We start from the raw sequence: 17,425 nt of genomic DNA on the forward strand, positions 1-17,425 counted from the left end.
CGGCTTGGTGTCCTTCCCCCGCGGGGGTCAGACCCCTGGGTGGCGGCTGGCCGGGTCGGTGTCCTTTCCCCACGGGGCCAGACCCCCGGGTGGTGATCGCCAGCGGGTCAGGCTTTCGGGGCCGGGAGGATACGCCCGGGGTTCATCAGGCCGTCGGGGTCGAACAGCGCCTTGATGCCCTCGGCGAGCTCGCGTTCCACCGGCGACAGGCGGGCCAGGTAGGCGGCCTGCTTGGTGCGGCCGATGCCGTGCTCGGCGCTGAGGCTGCCGCCGAAGCCGTCGAGCACCTCGAACAGCGTCGTTTCCAGGGCGTGCAGGTGGTCGCGCTTGTCGGCCTCGGCCATGTCGCGGGGGGGCAGGATGTTGAAGTGCAGGTTGCCGTCACCCGCATGGCCGTAGGCGATGATCTCGCAATCGGGGGATTCGGCCATCACCGCCCGGCTCGCCGCGTCGACGAAGGCGGGAATCGTCGAGATGGGTACCGAGATGTCGGTGCGCAGGTGTTCGCCGCGTCGGCGCTGCCCCTCCAGCATGCTCTCGCGGAACTGCCACAGCTGCTGCGCCTGGGCCTCGCTGCCGGCCAGCACGCCGTCGAGGATCAGGTCGCGCTCCATGCCCTTCTCCACCAGTTGCTCGATCATGGCGCCGAGATCCACCGGGCCGGTGGCGGCGACCTCCATCAGGACGTACCAGGGGTGGGGGGCGTCCATGGGATCGCGCAGCGATGGCGTGGCCTCCATGGCGAGCTCGATGCAGCGCCGCGGGATCAGCTCGAAGGCGGTGAGCAGGTCGCTGCAGCCTCGCCGGGCCAGGCCGTAGAGGTCGACCACCGCCTCCACCGAGGGAAGCCCGAGCAGGGCGGTGCGGGACTGGTCGGGGAGGGGACAGAGCCTGAGCACCGCGGCGGTGACGATGCCCAGGGTGCCCTCGCTGCCGAGCAGCAGCTGGTCCAGGGCGTAGCCGCGGTTGTCCTTGTGCAGGGCATCGAGGCCGTCCCAGATGCGGCCGTCGGGCAGCACCACCTCGAGGCCCAGCACCAGCTGGCGCATCATGCCGTGGCGCAGCACGTTGAGCCCGCCGGCGTTGGTGGCGATGTTGCCGCCGATCTGGCAGCTGCCCTGGGCGCCCAGCGAGAGGGGGAAGTCGCAGTCGTGCTCGGCGGCGGCCTGCTTGACGGTCTCGAGCACGCAGCCGGCATCCACGGTCATGGTGAAGTTGACCGGGTCGATCTCGCGGATGCGGTTCAGGCGTTCGAGACTGATCACCAGTTCGCCGCCGTCGGCCTCGGGCAGGGCGCCGGCCACCAGGCCGGTGTGGCCGCCCTGGGGCACCATGCGCACGGCGTGTCGCCGGCACAGGGTGACCACCTCGGCGACCTCGGCGGTGGACGCCGGACGCACCACGGCCAGCGGCATGCCCAGCCGGTCACCGGCCCAGTCGCTGGTATAGCGCGCCATCTCCGCGGGGTCGTCGAGCAGCGCGTGCCGGCCGAGCCGTTCCACGAGCTGTTCCAGGATCTCGGGGCGCGTGCTCATCGTTCCTTCTCCTGCCAGGCGGCTCCCTCGGGGTAGCGGTGCCGCGCCAGCGACTCGGGGTGCATGGTGATGCTGTAGCCGGGCGCGGTGGGCACCTGGTAGCGGCCCTGGCGTATCACCACCGGATCGACGAAGTGCTCGTGCAGGTGGTCCACGTACTCCAGCACGCGTCCCTCCAGGCTGCCCGACACGGCGATATAGTCGAACAGCGACACGTGCTGGACATACTCGCACAGCCCCACGCCGCCGGCATGGGGGCAGACCGGGACACCGAACTTGGCGGCCATCAGTGCCACCAGGATCACCTCGTTGAGTCCACCTAGGCGGGCCGCGTCGAGCTGGCAGTAGTCCAGCGCCTCGGCCTGGAAGAACTGCTTGAACATCACCTTGTTGTGGCAGTGCTCGCCGCTGGCCACGCCGATCGGGGCGACGCGGTGGCGGATCTCGGCATGGCCGAGGATGTCGTCGGGGCTGGTGGGCTCCTCGATCCACAGCGGGTCGAACTCGGCCAGGCGGCGCATCTTCGCCACCGTCTCGTCGACCTCCCAGACCTGGTTGGCGTCCATCATCAGGACCCTCTCCCAGCCGATCTCCTCGCGCAGCAGGGCGGCGCGACGGGCGTCCTCGTCGAGGTCGCCACCGATCTTCTGCTTGAAGTGGGTCCAGCCCTCGGCCAGCGCCTCGCGGGCCAGCCGGCGCACCTTGTCGTCGGGGTAGCCGAGCCAGCCCGCGGAGGTGGTGTAGCCGGGGAAGCCGTCGCGCCTCATCTCGGCCTCGCGCTCGGCCTTGCCGGCCTCCCGCCTGCGCAGCAGGGCGATGGCCTCCTCCGGGGTCAGGGCATCGGTGACGAAGCGGAAGTCCAGGCAGCGCACCAGCTGCTCGGGGGTCATGTCCACCAGCAGCTTCCACACCGGCTTGCCCTCGCGCTTGGCCCAGAGGTCCCACACCGCATTGACGATGGCTGCCGTGGCCAGGTGGATCGCCCCCTTGTCGGGGCCGATCCAGCGCAGCTGGCTGTCACCGGTGATGGCCCGCCAGAAGGCCCCCATGTCGTCGGTGATCGCCGCGAGATCGCGCCCCTCGACCAGTGGTGCCAGTGACTTCACCGCGGTGACCACGATCTCGTTGCCGCGGCCGATGGTGAACGTCAGGCCGTGGCCCCGGGGGCCGTCGGCCTCGTCGGTATGCAGGATCACGTAGGTGGCGGAGTAGTCCGGCGCGGCGTTCATGGCGTCGGAGCCGTCCAGCGATCGCGAGGTCGGGAAGCGGATGTCCTGAACCTCGACGCGGGTGATGGTGGGCATGGGGGTCTCCTGTGGTGGTGGCGGACGGTGCCATCCGGCCCGGGCCCGCCGGCTGGCGGGACGATGGGCCGGCAACTGGCCAGGCCCGGCCTGGCATGCTATTGATGTAGTCTTGTATGACAGGTATGCCATAGACACTATAGCAACGGGTCGCGACCCGTCGATAGCCGGGCTGGCCGGCGACTCACTGACAACACGCAATGACACGCATCGGGAGGGCGGCATGTTCGACGAATGGAAAGGCAAGCGGGTACTGGTGACCGGCGCCAGCCGTGGCATCGGGGCCGCGGTGGCCAGGCAGCTCGGCGCGCTCGGGGCCAGGGTGGCGGTGCACTATCACGCCAGCGAGGCGCCGGCCGAGGCGGTGGTGGCGGCGATCCGCGAGGCCGGCGGCGAGGCCTTCACGGTCAAGGGTGACGTCAGCCGCGCCGGCGAGGCGGCGCGGATCGTCGACGAGGCGGCCGGCGAGCTCGGCGGGCTGGACGTGCTGATCAACAACGCCGGCGACATGCTGGGTCGCGTCTCGCTGGACGAGATGGACGATGCCCAGTACGACCGGGTGATGGACCTCAACGCCCGCTCCGTGGTGATGGCGAGCCGGGCGGCGCTGCCGCATTTCCGCCGTCAGGGCGGCGGCAACATCATCCATACCACCTCCATCGCGGCGCGCAACGGCGGCGGGCTCGGCGCCGGCCTCTATGCCTCGGCCAAGGGCTTCGTCAGCACCCTGACCCGCAACATGGCCAAGGAACTGGCCGGCGACAACATCCGCGTCAACGGCGTGGCTCCCGGCACCATCGCCACCGACTTCCACGGCCGCCACTCCAACGAGGACCACATGGCGGCCGCCCGCGCCTCGATCCCCATGGGCCGGCTGGGTACCTCGGAGGAGTGCGTGGGGGCCTACCTGTTCCTGGCCACCGATGCCCTGAGCGGCTATGTCACCGGGCAGGTCATCGAGGTCAACGGCGGGCAGTTGATGCCATGAGTACCGCGACCCGCTACGACATCGCCATCACCATGGGCGACCCGGCCGGGATCGGCCCCGAGATCATATGCCGGGCGCTGGCGGCCATGGCGCCCGCCGAGCGCGCCACCACCCTGGTGGTCGGGGATCCGGCGATCTTTCGCCGGGCCGCACGCCTGCTCGGGGCCGAGGTGACGTTCGCGGCGCTCGATGACCGGGCCGCGCCCGAAGGCAGCGTCGCGGTCGCGGTGGTCGAGCGGCCCGCGGACGAGGAGCTCCCCGACGGCCGCATCAGCGCCGCCGCCGGCGACATGGCCTTCCGCTGCGTGAAGGCGGCGGTGGGGCTGGTGCAGGCGGGGCGTGCCGGGGTGATCGTCACCGCACCGCTCAACAAGGCGGCGCTGCATGCCGCCGGCCATCACTACGACGGCCATACCGGCATGCTGGCGGCGCTGACCGGGGCGCCGTCCTCCTTCATGCTGCTGGCCTCCGAGACGCTCTCGACCCTGCATGTCTCCACCCATGTGTCGCTGCGCGAAGCGATCGAACGGGCCACCCCCGAGCGCATCACCGACACGGTCAAGGCGGGCCACGCGCACCTGGTCAAGCTGGGCATGGCGTCGCCACGCATCGCCGTGGCGGGGCTCAATCCGCACTGCGGCGAGGGCGGCATCTTCGGCGACGAGGATGACCGCATCATCGCCCCGGCGGTACGGGCGTTGCGCGACGAGGGCTTCGAGGTGCAGGGGCCGATCTCGGCGGACACCGTTTTCTACCGGGCGAGCCGCGGCGAGTTCGACCTGGTGGTGGCCCAGTACCACGACCAGGGCCATATCCCGGTGAAGCTGATCGCCTTCGACACCACGGTCAACGTCAGCCTCGGCCTGCCGATCCAGCGCACCTCGGTGGATCACGGCACGGCCTTCGATATCGCCTGGCAGGGCCGGGCGGATGCCACCAACCTGGGGTCGGCCATCGACTACGCTCGCCGTCTGGCGGCGGGGAGTCGCCCATGAGCCGCTGCCGGGTGGCGATCATCGCCGACGACCTGACCGGTGCGCTGGATACCGCCGCCCCCTTCGCCGCCCGCGGCGCCTCGACGCGGGTGGTGATCGCGCTGGAGCGGCTCGAGGGGGCGCTCGAGGCCTGGGAGGGCGAGCTGCCCCAGGTGATCGCCGTCAATACCGAGTCGCGCCACCTGGCCCCCGAGGCCGCGGCGGCACGGGTGGAGTGGGCGGCCCGCTGCCTGGCGCGGGCCGAGCCCGGGCTGTGGTTCAAGAAGATCGACTCCACCCTGCGCGGCCAGGTGGTGGCCGAGTCCCTCGCCCTGCGCCGGGTGACCGGTCGCCGCCTGCTGCTGGCCCCGGCGGTGCCGGCCCAGGGGCGCACCGTGCGCAATGCCGAGGTCCATGTGGACGGCGAGCCACTGGCCTCGACGGCCTATGGCCGCGATGCCCGCTCGGCGCCGCCGCCGGGGGCACTGGACCGGCTGTTCGCCGGGCAGGGGTTGCCCCTGGTGCGCCATCGGCCGGCGCCGGGGGCATCCCTGCCGGCCGGGGACTGCGTCTGCGATACGGCCGACCAGGCCGACCTGGCCCATGTCTACGGGGCCCTGGCCGCCGAGACCTCGCAGTGGCTGGTGGTGGGGGCGGCGGGGCTGGCCACCACCATGGCGCAGCACCAGTTCGGCTGCCTGCGGGCCCGCCGGGAGTCGCTGGGGACGTTCGAGCGACGCCTCTATGCGGTGGGGTCGCGCAGCCCCCGTGCCGCCGAGCAGCTGGCGCGATTGCGCCAGGCCTCGCCCCGCCTGCCGGTGATCGAGGCGCTACGCCCCCAGGCGGAAGCGCCGGCAGGGGGGGAGGGCGGCATGGTGGTGGTACCCGGCACGGGGACCGGGAAGGCGTCGGCCGAGGCCGTCGCCGCGGCCATGGGCGAACGGGTCGCGATGCAGGTGGCACAGTGGCCGGCGGGAGCCGGGGTGCTGCTGCTGACCGGCGGTGACATCGCCATGGCAGTGCTCCAGCGACTCGGCGTGGAGACCATCGAGGTCGAGGCCGAGTGGGCGCCCGGCGTGGCCCTGGGCCGCCTCGATGGCGACCCGCGGCGGCCGGTGATCACCAAGGCGGGCGGCTTCGGTGAGCCGGACCTGCTGGTGGCGCTGGAGCGCGTGCTGGGGGGCGTCGGCCGCGGGGAGGGGCGCTGTGACCAAAGTTGACGATCGCGGAAGTTGCAGCACCACTCGAGAGCGGCTAGGTTTGTCAGTGGTGGTATGATACGTATACAGCAAGACACTCAGCCTGAAGGAGAACAACAAGATGACTCAACCACGCCAACTCAAGCTGGCCCGCTTGGTATCCATGACGCTGCTGGCCTCGGGCATCGGCATCGCCGGGATGGCCCAGGCCCAGGAGAAGCTCAACTTCGCCCACGTCTACGAGACCTCCGAGCCTTACCACGAGTGGGCGCTGTGGGCCGCGGGGGAGATCGAGGAGCGCACCGATGGTCGCTACACCATCGAGGTGCATCCCGCCTCGTCGCTGGGCAAGGAGGCTGACATCAACGAGGGCCTGCAGCTGGGCACCGTCGACCTCATCTACACCGGCAACCAGTTCGCCGGCCGCTTCTACGGGCCCATCGGCATTGCCGGCGCGCCCTACATGTTCCGCGACTTCGACCATTGGCGCGCGTACGCCGACAGCGACCTCTTCCAGGAGATCGCCCAGGGCTATCAGGACGCTACCGGCAACGTGCCGCTGGCCATGAACTACTACGGCCGTCGTCACACCACCTCCAACAAGGCGATCAACAAACCGGCGGACATGCAGGGGCTGAAGATTCGCGTGCCCAACGCGCCGATGTACATGATGTTCCCCGAGGCCGTGGGCGCCAACCCGACCCCCATCGCCTTCGCCGAAGTCTACCTGGCCCTGCAGCAGGGCGTGGTGGATGCCCAGGAGAACCCGCTGCCCACCATCCGTGCCAAGGCCTTCCACGAGGTGCAGGACTACATCAACCTCACCGGCCACATCACCGACTCGCTGATCACCATCGCCGGCGGGCCGCTGTGGAATCGCCTCTCCGAGGAGGATCGCGAGATCTTCCGCGAGGTGTACATGGAGGCCGGTGAGCGCATCACTGCCGACATCCAGCAGCAGGAAGCCGACCTGGTGGCCTGGTTCGAGGAGCAGGGCACCACGGTCAACGAGGTGGAGACCGATCCGTTCCGCGAGGCTGTCGTGCCGCACCACAATGGCGAGGCAGCCACCTGGGACCAGGAGACCTATGACCGGGTTCAGGCCCTCGGCCAGTGATCCGCACTTGACCCAGGACATCGCCGCCTGACGGTTTCCGTCGGGCGGCGGTACGAAGGAGATCGCCATGTCTGAGGATCGCTTGCCTCCCGAGCAGCAACTGGGTGAGATCCAGGCCGAGGAGCTGGATCATTTCGACTTCAGGGAGTACGCCGTCGAGGACTATGTCACCCTGGTGCTGTTCTGGGTGCTGCTGGGCATCGTCTTTCTGCAGTTCTTCACGCGCTACGTGCTGGGCGATTCCATCGCCTGGACCGAGGAGATGGCGCGCTATTTCCTGATCATGGTCGGGTTTCTGGGCAGTGCCATGGCGGTCAGGAGGAATTCGCACATCGCCGTGGAATTCTTCTACCGTTACATGCCCGGTCGCATCGGCCTGGTCATGGCGCTGCTCGTCGACCTGGCACGCATCGTGTTTCTCGTCGGCGGCTGCTGGATCAGCTACCAGCTGGCCGACCGCACCAGTGCCATGATGGTCTCGGTGGACATTCCCAAGAGCTATCTCTACTACGTCGTCTTCGCCGGCTTCGTGCTGATGCTGCTGCGGTCGATCCAGGTGGCCATCCGTCATTGCCGGGAGGGCACCAGCGAGATCCTCTTCACGGACGACGAACCATGACCCTGCCTATCGCCAGCCCCGGAGACCGTGCATGACGACCACCCTGCTTACCACGCGGCGAGGGCTTCTGGTGCCCCCCGTCATCGCCGCCCTGGCCGTTGCGCTGTGCCTGTTCCTGGCCATCCAGGGACATTACCTCACCTTCCTCTTCGTCAGCCTGTTCACCATGCTGCTGGTGGGGATTCCCATCGCCATGGCCCTGGCCGGCTCGTGCCTGATGTACATCTACCTGAGCGGCCAGGTCCCCGACGTGGTGGTGGCCCATCGCATGATCAACGGCGTCGACAGCTTCCCGCTGCTGGCGATTCCGTTCTTCATCCTTGCCGGCAACCTGATGAACAACGGCGGTATCACCACCCGTATCTTCGACTTTGCCAAGGCCCTGATGGGCTGGATGCGCGGGGGGCTGGGTCACGTCAATGTCGGCGCCAGCATCGTCTTCTCGGGCATGTCCGGCGCCGCGGTGGCCGACGCCGGCGGGCTGGGGACCATCGAGATCAAGGCGATGCGCGATGCCGGCTACGACCAGGGGTTCGCCGTCGGCATCACCGCGGCGTCATCCACTATCGGCCCGATCATTCCCCCCAGCCTGCCGATGGTGATCTACGGGGTCATGGCTTCCGCCTCGGTGGGGCAGCTGTTCGCCGCCGGCCTGATTCCCGGGCTGCTGATGGGGGCGGTACTGATGGTGATGATCACGGTGCTCGCCCGGCGGCGCGGCTACCCGCGTGATGCCAGCTTCTCCGTGCGTTTCCTCGGCCACGCCGCCAAACGGGCGTTCCTCTCCCTGCTGACGCCGGTGATCATCGTCGGCGGTATCATCACCGGCGCCTTCACGCCCACCGAGGCGGCCATCGCCGCGGTCATCTACGCACTCTTCCTGGGCACCGTGGTGTATCGCACCCTGACCTGGCGGCGCCTGATGCGGGTGAGCATGGAGACCATCGAGACCACGGCGATCATCCTGTTCATCGTGGCCGGGGCGTCGATCTTCGCCTGGATCCTCACCAGCAACCAGGTGACCCAGCACGTGGTGGCGCTGATGGGGCCCTTCTCGGACAACCAGTTTGCCGTGCTGCTGTTCGCCAACCTGGTGCTGATCGTGGTCGGGTGCTTCATGGAGACCATCGCCGCCATCACCATCCTGGTGCCGGTGCTGCTGCCGGTGGTGGTGGCGGCCGGTGTCGATCCGGTGCACTTCGGGGTGATCATGGTGCTCAACCTGATGATCGGCCTGCTCACGCCCCCGGTCGGCATGGTGCTCTATGTGCTGTCCCGCGTCTCGCACATCTCCTTCGAGAAGTGCATGCACGGCACCCTGCCGTTCCTCGTGCCGCTGGTGATCGCGCTGCTGCTGGTGACTTTCGTCCCGGCGATCTCCATGTGGCTGCCGACCCTCATCTACCGTTGATCCCACTGAAGGACGCGTACCGCCCATGACGGACCACCAGACGGACTTTCGCCTCGCCGTTGCCGACCTCGAGCGCTTCATGCTGGAGGTGCTGCGCCGGGCCGGCGCCGACGCGGCATCCTCGTCCGCCGTGACCCGCGCCCTGGTCACCGCCTCGCGCATGGGCACCGACAGCCACGGCCTGCGGCTGCTGCCGCACTACATCAAGGCGCTGCAGGGGGGGCGCATCCAGGGGGCGCCCGAGATGCGCTTCACCCGGCGCCTGCCGGCCACCGGCTTCCTGGATGCCGGCGACGGCTTCGGCCACCTGGCCGGCTACACCGCCATGGAGCATGCGGTGACGATGGCCGGGGAGGTCGGCATGGGGGCGGTGGCGGTGGGGCACTCCTCCCACTTCGGCGCCGCCGGCTGCTATGCGCTGGCCGCCGCCGAGCGCGGCATGATCGGCCTGGCGGTGTGCAATTCGGACCCCTTCGTCCTGCTCCACGAGGGCCTGGCGCCCTTCCATGGCACCAACCCCATCGCCTTCGCGGCGCCGGTGGCGGGGCAGTCGCCCTACCTGCTGGACATGGCCACCAGCTCGGTGCCCTGGAACCGCGTCCAGCAGTACGGGGCCATCGGACGCGAACTGCCGGACCAGGTCGCCGCCGACGCCGAGGGGCACGTGACCCGGATACCGGCCGAGGTCGCGGCCCTGCTGCCCCTGGGCGGCAGCGACTTCGGCTTCAAGGGGGCGGGTCTCGGCGGCATGGTCGAGGTGCTGAGCTCGACGCTTTCCGGCATGCTCAACGGCTTCCGCCTGCTGCCCATGGGGGGGCCGGACATGGCCACGCCCCGCGGCGTCGGGCACTTCTTCCTGGCGCTGAACCCGGCGGCCTTCGTCGACGAGGCGACCTTTGCCGCCTGCCTGGCCGACTACCTGGCCGACCTGCGGGCCCAGCCGGCCGCTCCCGGTGCCGAGGTGCTGGCGCCGGGGGACCGCGAGTGGCGCTGCCTGGCACGACGCGATGCCGAGGGGATTCCCCTCGACAGCGCCAACCAGGCCGCCTACGCCGCGCTGGCCGACGCATTCGACGTCGTGCCGCCGACGCGGCTGGAGTGACAGGATATGCCTGCAGAATGCGGTAAAATGGCCGCAACGAGTGGGGTGACGTCCACGATCCCGTTTCGCACAGTCAGGAGTGAGGGTGCATGACCAGATACCGGGTGGAGCGCAAGACGCTTTCCGAACAGGTTTCCGAACAGCTCGAGGCGGAGATCCTCGAGGGGCGGCTCAGCGAGAACGACCAGCTGCCGTCGGAAAGGGAGCTGATGGAGCAGTTCGGCGTCGGCCGCCCGGCGGTACGCGAAGCGCTCTTCCATCTCCAGCAGCTGGGGCTGGTCGCCATCAACAGCGGCACCCGGGCAAGGGTGATCCGGCCGACTGCCGAGGCGGTGATGGCGCGCCTGTCCGGCGTGACCCGGCAACTGCTCTCCAAGCCCGACGGGCAGCAGTACTTCCAGGAGGCCCGCGCGCTGTTCGAGATCTCCCTGGCGCGCTATGCCGCTCGCCACGCCAGCGACGAGGACCTCGCGCACCTGCGCGATGCCCTGCAGGACAACCGCGACGCCCTGGGCGACGAGGCGCGTTTCAAGCGCTCCGACAACGACTTCCATGGCGTGCTGGCCAGCATCGGCCAGAACCCCATCTTCGATGCCATCCACGTCGCACTCTCCGAGTGGCTCGACGATCGCCGGGCCCAGGTGCTGCAGCAGAAGGGCGAGGACAAGGCGGCGCTGGCGGCCCACACCGAGATCGTCGAGGCCATCGAATCCCGCGACCCGGATGCCGCCGAGGCCGCCATGCGCCGCCACCTCGATCGTCACTACGGCACCTACATGCAGCTCAAGAAGCGCCTTTCCGACGCGGGGTAAGCCGGTCAGGTGTTACCGACGGGGGGCAGGACCGCCAGCGCCGCTTCGCGGCGAATCGCCCCGCATAGCGCGGCTCCCACAGGGAGGCAGATCCCCGCCCCTGGGGGAGCTGGCTCCATGGGGTGGTCGATTCCCTGCCTTGCGGGAGCTTGGCTCCGCCGAGCGATCGGCGCCGTCAGGCGCCCCGGTGGAGTCCTCCGGGGCTCAGAGCGAGACGCCGCGCTTCCAGGGGATGAAGTCGTACTGGGCCAGCGACACGGCCCGGGGGCGATAGCGCCCCGAGGCGGTGTCGATGCACTGCTGCAGCAGCCGGTCGGCGAGCTCGTCGATCGTCGCCTCGCCGCGGATGATCGGCCCGGCATCGAAGTCGATGACATCGGCCATGCGCCTGGCCAGCTCGCTGTTGCTCGAGATCTTCAGCACCGGGGTGACCGGGTTGCCCGTGGGGGTGCCGAGGCCGGTGGTGAACAGGATCAGGTTGGCGCCGGAGCCGGCCAGGGCGGTGGTGGATTCGACGTCGTTGCCCGGGCTGCAGAGCAGGTTGAGCCCCTTGCGCGTCTGTGGCTCGGTGTAGTCGAGCACGTCGACGATGGGGCTGTCGCCCCCCTTCTTGGCGGCACCGGCGGACTTCATGGCGTCGGTGATCAGGCCGTCGCGGATGTTGCCCGGCGAGGGATTCATGGAGAAGTCGGCGCCGACCCGGGCGGCATGGCGCTGGTAGGCGTCCATCAGTGCCGTGAAGCGCTCGGCGACCCGGTCATCGCGACAACGGGCGATCAGTTCGTGCTCGACGCCGCACAGCTCGGGGAACTCGCTGAGCATGCCGCTGCCGCCCAGCGCCACCAGGCGATCGATCACCGCCCCCACCAGGGGGTTGGCCGACAGTCCCGAGAAGCCGTCGGAGCCGCCGCACTCCACCCCGATGCAGAGTTCGCCGAGGGGCGCGGCGCTCCGTTCGACCCGGTTGGCCTCGGCGAGCCCGTCGAAGATGGTGGTCAGCGCCTCGCGGATCAGCGCCTCCTCGCTGGCGCTCGCCTGCTGTTCCAGGTAGTGCACCGGGCGCAGCCCCTGCGGGTCGCGCGCCGCGACGGCGCTCCTGAGCATCTCGATCTGGGCCTTCTGGCAACCCAGGCTGAGCACGGTGGCGCCGGCCACGTTGGGATGGCAGATGTAGCCCGCCAGCAGCCGGCAGAGCGCCTGGGCATCCTCGTCGGTGCCACCGCAACCCAGGGTGTGGGTCAGGAAGCGCACGCCGTCGACGTTGGGAAAGAGCCGCTCGCGGGGCAGGGCGGCCTCCTCGGCCTGCGTCGTGCCGTGGAGCAGCTCCCGGGCCATGCGCTTGTAGTCGCGGTAGGGGTCCTCGCCCAGGGCATCGGCGACGCTCTGGCGCAGCACCTCGATATTGCGGTTCTCGCAGAACACCAGGGGGACCACCAGCCAGACATTGGCGGTGCCGACCCGGCCATCGGGGCGGTGGTAGCCTTCGAAGGTGGCGCCGGCGAAGGCGCCGGTATCCGGTGCCTGCCAGTGGCCGCGTCGCGCCTGGGGCGTGGTGGTGGCCGTGCCGTGTTCGGTGTTCTCGGTGGTGATGGCGGTCCCCTCGGCGATGGGACGGGTCGCACGGCCGACGGTGACGCCGTACATGATCACGCTGTCACCCGCCGCCAGCGGCTGCAGGGCGAACTTGTGCTTGTGGCGAACGGCCTCGGCCAGGCGGATTCGGCGACCGTCGCCCTCCACCTCGCAGCCCTCGGGCAGGTCCTTGAGTGCCACGCGGACATTGTCGGCGGGGTGCACTCGCAAGGTGGCGAGCCGCCCGGCATCGCTGGCAATGGGTTGGGTCATCGTCTGGCTCCTGGCAGGGGATCGATGGCGGCCGGGCGCTTCAGCCCGGCTCCTCGGTGACCAGCGACTGGCACTGCTCGCCCAGCCCCTCGATGCCCAGCCGCATGCGCTGGCCGGGACGCAGGTAGACCGGCGGGGTCTGGCCCATGCCCACCCCGGGCGGGGTGCCGGTGGAGATGACGTCCCCGGGCTGCAGGCTCATGAAGCGGCTGAGATAGCTGATCAGGAAGGGGATGCGGTAGACCATGGTGCGGCTGCTGCCGTCCTGGTAGCGGTGGCCGTCGACCTCGAGCCACATGGCCAGGTCGTGCGGGTCGGCGATCTCGTCCGGCGTGACCAGCCAGGGGCCCATGGGGCCGAAGGTGTCGCAGCCCTTGCCCTTGTCCCAGGTGCCGCTGCGCTCGAGCTGGTACTCCCGCTCCGAGATGTCGTTGATCACGCAGTAGCCGGCGACATGGTCCAGGGCATCGGCCTCGTCGACGTAGCGCGCGGCCTTGCCGATCACCACGCCGAGCTCGACCTCCCAGTCGGTCTTCCGCGAGCCGCGGGGGATGATGACATCGTCATCCGGGCCGCAGATGGCACTGGTCCACTTGTTGAAGACCACCGGTTCCGGGGGAACCTCGGCGCCGGTCTCGGCGGCGTGATCCGAGTAGTTGAGCCCGATGCAGATGAACTTGCCGACACGGCCGACACAGGGGCCGAGACGGGTGTCGGCGGGCACCTCGGGCAGTCGGCTCGGGTCGAGGCCGGCCAGCATCGCCAGGCGGTCGCGCCCCAGGTGGGGGCCGTCGATGTCGGGGACATGGGCCGAGAGGTCGCGGATCACGCCGGTGGCGTCCAGCATGCCGGGTTTCTCGTGGCCCCTGGGGCCGAAGCGCAGCAGTTTCATGTCGTGGGGTTCCTTGTCGTTCGGGGGTGTCTGCCGGGGAAGTGGCTTCAGCTGAGCCAGCCACCATCGATGATCTGGGCCGTGCCGGTGGTGTAGCCCGACTCGTCCGACGCCAGGTAGGTGGCCAGGGCGGCGATCTCCTCGGGGGTGCCGAGCCGACCCAGTGGCTGCCGGTCGGTGAAGGCCCGGTAGACCTCCTCCTCCGACAGGCCCTGGCGAGTCGCCTGGTCGCGGATGCGCTGGCGCAGCGACGGCGAGTCGACGGTGCCCGGGCAGATCGCGTTGCAGCGGATGCCGCGGGCCACGTAATCGGCGGCCACCGACTTGGTGAGGCCGATCACCGCGGCCTTGGAGGTGCCGTAGGCGAAGCGGTTGGGTACGCCCTTGAGGCTCGAGGCCACCGACGCCATGTTGATGATGCTGCCGCCGCCACGCGCGAGCATGCCGGGCAACAGGGCACGGATCAGGCGATACATGGCGGTGACGTTCAGCGACAGGGAGCGTTCCCAGTCGGCCTCCTCGCACTCGAGCAGGGCACCGTCGGCAACGAAACCGGCGCAGTTGAACAGGATGTCCGGCGCCGGCAGTGCCTCGGCCAGGGCGGTGATCGCGGCGGGGTCGAGCACGTCGAGGCGGCGGGTCTCGATGCCCGGCGTGGCGTCGAGTTCCTGCAGCTTCTCCGCGTCGATGTCGGTGGCGATCACGCGGGCCCCCTCCGCGGCGAAGCGCAGGGCGGTGGCGCGGCCGATGCCCTGGGCGGCGGCGGTGATCAGGGCGGTCTTGTTGTGCAGTCGCATGTCCGGTCCCTGGTGGTTGGTATCGGTTGTTGGTGTCGTGCACGTCCGGCATCGGCTGGCCATGGCCGGCCACCGTCGTATGGTATGACAGGATACCTGCCTGACGAGTATTCCGAGTATGGATCAGTTTCCGGGGCTTGCCAACCGGCCTGCCATGAACGCGAAACGGGCGGCCCCGAGGGCCGCCCGCGTGGCGAGGCGAAGGGGGCTGGCGCCGGTCAGCGTGACGCCAGCGCCTCTTCCAGGATCGCCAGCCGACCGGGCACCAGGGCGTCCTCCACGGCGGTGATGCGCAGGACATGGCCGAGACCGGGATTGGCGGGACGGGCGATCAGTCGCCCTGCCTCCAGCAGCTCGCGGTTGATGCGCTCGGCCAGGTCGGCGTCGGGCAGGCGGATGGCGATGAAGTTGGTGGCGCTGGGCAGCACCTCGGCGCCGAGGCCGCGCAGGTGGTCCGCCAGGCGCTGCCGGCGTTCGAGGACGGCGGCGACATGCGCCCGGCTTTCCCGGGGGTGGTCGAGCACCACTTCGGCGGCGGCCTGGGAGAGCGTCGACACGGCGTAGTGGATGCGCACCTTCATCATCATCGCCAGGGTCTCGGGTTCGGCGATGGCGTAACCGACGCGCAGGCCGGCCAGGCCGTGGGCCTTGGACAGGGTCCTCAGTCGGATCACCCCGGGCAGCACCTCGCGGGAAAAGGGGCCGTCGGCATCCTCGCGGAAGTCGTGGTAGGCCTCGTCGAGCAGCAGCCAGCAGTCGTCGGGCAGTTCGGCGCGCAGCTGGCGGATGGCGTCGTCGTCGTGAAGGTGCCCGCTGGGGTTGTCGGGGTTGGCCAGGTAGACCAGGCGGGCATCATGCCGGCGGGCGGCGCCCAGCAGCGCCTCGAGGTCCGGGGCCAGGCGGCCGGGACCCTCGTCATAGGCCACCTCGACCAGGCGGCAGCCCTGGCCGCGGGCAAAGTAGCCGAAGGTGGGGTAGGTGCCGCTGGTGCCCACGACGCTGCAGCCGGCGGTGGCCACGGTGCGAAGCGCCAGGGCGATCAGGCTGTCGGCACCGGCATCCACCAGCATGGCCTCGAGCGGGAGGCCCTGCTGGTCGGCCAGGCGCTGGCGGATGCCCAGGGCCTCGGCGTCGCCATAGCAGTAGACATGTTCGACCATGGCGTCGCCGAAATGCCGGCGCAGGGCGTCATGGGGCATGTCGAGGCCCTCGTTGGAACCCAGGCGATGGGGAATCTCGCGGCCCAGCCGACGCTCCAGCACGCGGATGCCGGGGAAGGGGTTGGTCGGGCCGTCGCCCAGCAGGTGGTCGGGGAAACGGGGCATGGGGTCTCCGTGGAATCACCGGTGTTGAAGGGTCACTGTCGCATAGTGAGGGGCGAAGCTGAATGGTGTGGCCGCGCATCAGGGGGGCAGCACCTTGTGGCGGTTGAGCAGCTCCAGGGGATCCAGGGCCTGCTTGAGGGTGCGCATCAGGGCGATCTCCTCGGGGGTGCGCGACAGCTTCAGGTAGTCGCGCTTCTCCAGGCCGATGCCGTGCTCGGCGGAGATCGAGCCGCCGAGGTCGGCCAGCGGTGCGTAGACCAGCCGTTCCACGGCGCGACGCGTCCCGGCGCCGGCGTCCCCGGCGCCGATGGAGATATGCAGGTTGCCGTCGCCCAGGTGGCCGAAGGTGACCATGCGGGCACCGGGGCGCTCGCGGGCCAGGGCCTGCTCCAGGGCGTCGACGTAGCCGGCCATCTCGGGAATCGGCAGGCTGACATCGAAGGTGAACAGCGGAGCGAGGGCCTGGATCAATCCCTCGATGTCCTCGCGGATCGCCCAGATGCCCTGGCGCTGGGCCTCGGAGTGGGCGATCACGGCGTCGCCGATCAGCGCCGCGTCCAGGGCGGATGCCAGGGCGCGGGAGAAGAGGGCGCCGTGGCTTTCCGGGTCGGTGCCCAGGGATTCGAGGATCACGTAGAAGGGGGCGTCGGTGGCGAGTGGCGGGGTGTGGCGTCCGCTCTCCTCGGTCAGCAGCCGGTAATGGCTCTGCCACATCACCTCGAAGGCGGCCAGGCTGCCGCCCAGTGCCCGACCCAGGTGCCCGAGCAGGCCGGTCAGCGCCGCGAAGGAGGGGCAGGCGACCAGGGCGGTCTGGACATCCGGGGTCGGTGGCTGGAGGCGCAGCACCGCCCGGGTGACGATCCCCAGGGTGCCCTCGCTGCCGATGAACAGCTGCTTGAGGTCGAAGCCGGCATTGTTCTTGAGCATGCGGTTCATGGATCTGACCACGCGGCCGTCGGCCAGCACCGCCTCCAGCCCGAGCACCTGCTGGCGCATCATGCCGTAGCGGATCACCCGGATGCCGCCGGCGTTGGTGGCGATGTTGCCGCCGATGGTGCAGCTCCCGCGGGCGCCGAGGTCGAGGGCGAACTGCAGGCCGACCGCTTCGGCCGCCTCCTGGACCGCCTGCAGCGGGGCGCCGGCCTGGACCGTCAGGGTGCCGCCCACCGGGTCGACGGCTTCGATGGTGGCCAGGCGTTCCAGCGAGATCGCGAGCTCGTCGGGGGCGGCCTCGGCACCATGCACCAGTCCCGTCAGGCCGCCATGGGTGACCACCGGCTGCCGTGCGGCGTGACAGGCGCGCATCACCGCGGCGAGCTCGGCGGTGTCGGCGGGGCGCACGATGGCCCCGGCACGGCAGGGGGCGCCGCTCAGCCAATCGACGCGACGCGCGTTGACGTCGTCGCCGGTGAGGACATTGCCGGCGCCGACGATGGCGGTGATCTCTTCGAGTAGTGCATCCATACCTGATTCGGGCTCCTGATCGTGCGGGGTCAGACCCCGAA

The 17,425-nt window shown here is 69.9% G+C and carries 15 protein-coding genes; 8 read left to right on the forward strand and 7 right to left on the reverse strand.

Annotated elements, in window-relative coordinates:
- Nucleotides 1-107: 107 nt before the first annotated feature.
- Together ACOMD9_RS00005 and ACOMD9_RS00010 are read right to left on the reverse strand one after the other, a co-directional pair.
- On the reverse strand, nucleotides 108-1,535 hold the full coding sequence (locus ACOMD9_RS00005; RefSeq protein WP_421411270.1) for an FAD-binding oxidoreductase: 1,428 nt from the start codon (nucleotides 1,533-1,535) through the stop codon (nucleotides 108-110).
- Nucleotides 1,532-2,839, reverse strand: coding sequence for an L-fuconate dehydratase (locus ACOMD9_RS00010; protein ID WP_421411273.1), 1,308 nt, complete (start codon nucleotides 2,837-2,839; stop codon nucleotides 1,532-1,534). The genes ACOMD9_RS00005 and ACOMD9_RS00010 overlap by 4 nt, the downstream gene beginning before the upstream one ends.
- Before the next feature lie 223 nt (nucleotides 2,840-3,062).
- Between ACOMD9_RS00010 and ACOMD9_RS00015 the strand changes: the two genes are divergently transcribed.
- The 8 genes from ACOMD9_RS00015 to nanR all read left to right on the forward strand — a co-directional run bounded on the left by ACOMD9_RS00015 (nucleotide 3,063) and on the right by nanR (nucleotide 11,061).
- Nucleotides 3,063-3,827 carry an SDR family NAD(P)-dependent oxidoreductase gene (locus ACOMD9_RS00015; protein ID WP_421411276.1) on the forward strand — a complete coding sequence of 255 codons (765 nt, stop codon included), beginning with the start codon at nucleotides 3,063-3,065 and terminating at the stop codon, nucleotides 3,825-3,827.
- A complete protein-coding gene (gene pdxA, locus ACOMD9_RS00020; RefSeq protein WP_421411279.1) occupies nucleotides 3,824-4,822 on the forward strand; it encodes a 4-hydroxythreonine-4-phosphate dehydrogenase PdxA in 999 nt (332 codons plus the stop codon). Before ACOMD9_RS00015 ends, pdxA begins: the two co-directional genes overlap by 4 nt.
- Nucleotides 4,819-6,021, forward strand: a complete 1,203-nt coding sequence (locus ACOMD9_RS00025) for a four-carbon acid sugar kinase family protein (protein WP_421411282.1) — start codon at nucleotides 4,819-4,821, stop codon at nucleotides 6,019-6,021. The genes pdxA and ACOMD9_RS00025 overlap by 4 nt, the downstream gene beginning before the upstream one ends.
- A 100-nt stretch (nucleotides 6,022-6,121) precedes the next feature.
- Nucleotides 6,122-7,117 carry a sialic acid TRAP transporter substrate-binding protein SiaP gene (locus ACOMD9_RS00030; protein ID WP_421411285.1) on the forward strand — a complete coding sequence of 332 codons (996 nt, stop codon included), beginning with the start codon at nucleotides 6,122-6,124 and terminating at the stop codon, nucleotides 7,115-7,117.
- A 67-nt stretch (nucleotides 7,118-7,184) separates the two neighbouring features.
- A complete protein-coding gene (locus ACOMD9_RS00035) occupies nucleotides 7,185-7,736 on the forward strand; it encodes a TRAP transporter small permease (RefSeq protein WP_421411288.1) in 552 nt (183 codons plus the stop codon).
- 31 nt (nucleotides 7,737-7,767) lie between these two features.
- Nucleotides 7,768-9,147, forward strand: coding sequence for a TRAP transporter large permease (locus ACOMD9_RS00040; RefSeq protein ID WP_421411290.1), 1,380 nt, complete (start codon nucleotides 7,768-7,770; stop codon nucleotides 9,145-9,147).
- Between the two features lie 25 nt (nucleotides 9,148-9,172).
- Entirely contained in the window at nucleotides 9,173-10,249 is a 1,077-nt protein-coding gene (locus tag ACOMD9_RS00045; protein ID WP_421411293.1) for an Ldh family oxidoreductase, read from the forward strand.
- 89 nt (nucleotides 10,250-10,338) lie between these two features.
- Nucleotides 10,339-11,061 carry a transcriptional regulator NanR gene (gene nanR / locus ACOMD9_RS00050; protein WP_421411296.1) on the forward strand — a complete coding sequence of 241 codons (723 nt, stop codon included), beginning with the start codon at nucleotides 10,339-10,341 and terminating at the stop codon, nucleotides 11,059-11,061.
- 204 nt (nucleotides 11,062-11,265) lie between these two features.
- Here nanR and ACOMD9_RS00055 read toward each other — a convergent pair whose 3' ends face one another.
- The 5 genes from ACOMD9_RS00055 to ACOMD9_RS00075 form a co-directional block, all read right to left on the reverse strand.
- A complete protein-coding gene (locus ACOMD9_RS00055; RefSeq protein WP_421411299.1) occupies nucleotides 11,266-12,906 on the reverse strand; it encodes a UxaA family hydrolase in 1,641 nt (546 codons plus the stop codon).
- Between the two features lie 40 nt (nucleotides 12,907-12,946).
- Complete coding sequence (locus tag ACOMD9_RS00060) at nucleotides 12,947-13,798, reverse strand: fumarylacetoacetate hydrolase family protein (RefSeq protein WP_421411301.1); 852 nt, start codon at nucleotides 13,796-13,798, stop codon at nucleotides 12,947-12,949.
- Nucleotides 13,799-13,845: 47 nt separating this feature from the next.
- Nucleotides 13,846-14,595 carry an SDR family oxidoreductase gene (locus ACOMD9_RS00065; protein WP_421411304.1) on the reverse strand — a complete coding sequence of 250 codons (750 nt, stop codon included), beginning with the start codon at nucleotides 14,593-14,595 and terminating at the stop codon, nucleotides 13,846-13,848.
- A gap of 218 nt (nucleotides 14,596-14,813) precedes the next feature.
- Entirely contained in the window at nucleotides 14,814-15,920 is a 1,107-nt protein-coding gene (locus tag ACOMD9_RS00070) for a pyridoxal phosphate-dependent aminotransferase (RefSeq protein ID WP_421411307.1), read from the reverse strand.
- Between the two features lie 78 nt (nucleotides 15,921-15,998).
- Complete coding sequence (locus tag ACOMD9_RS00075) at nucleotides 15,999-17,384, reverse strand: FAD-binding oxidoreductase (protein WP_421411309.1); 1,386 nt, start codon at nucleotides 17,382-17,384, stop codon at nucleotides 15,999-16,001.
- Nucleotides 17,385-17,425 lie beyond the last annotated feature (41 nt).

It is taken from the genome of Halomonas terrestris (assembly GCF_049166755.1).
GTDB lineage: Bacteria > Pseudomonadota > Gammaproteobacteria > Pseudomonadales > Halomonadaceae > Halomonas.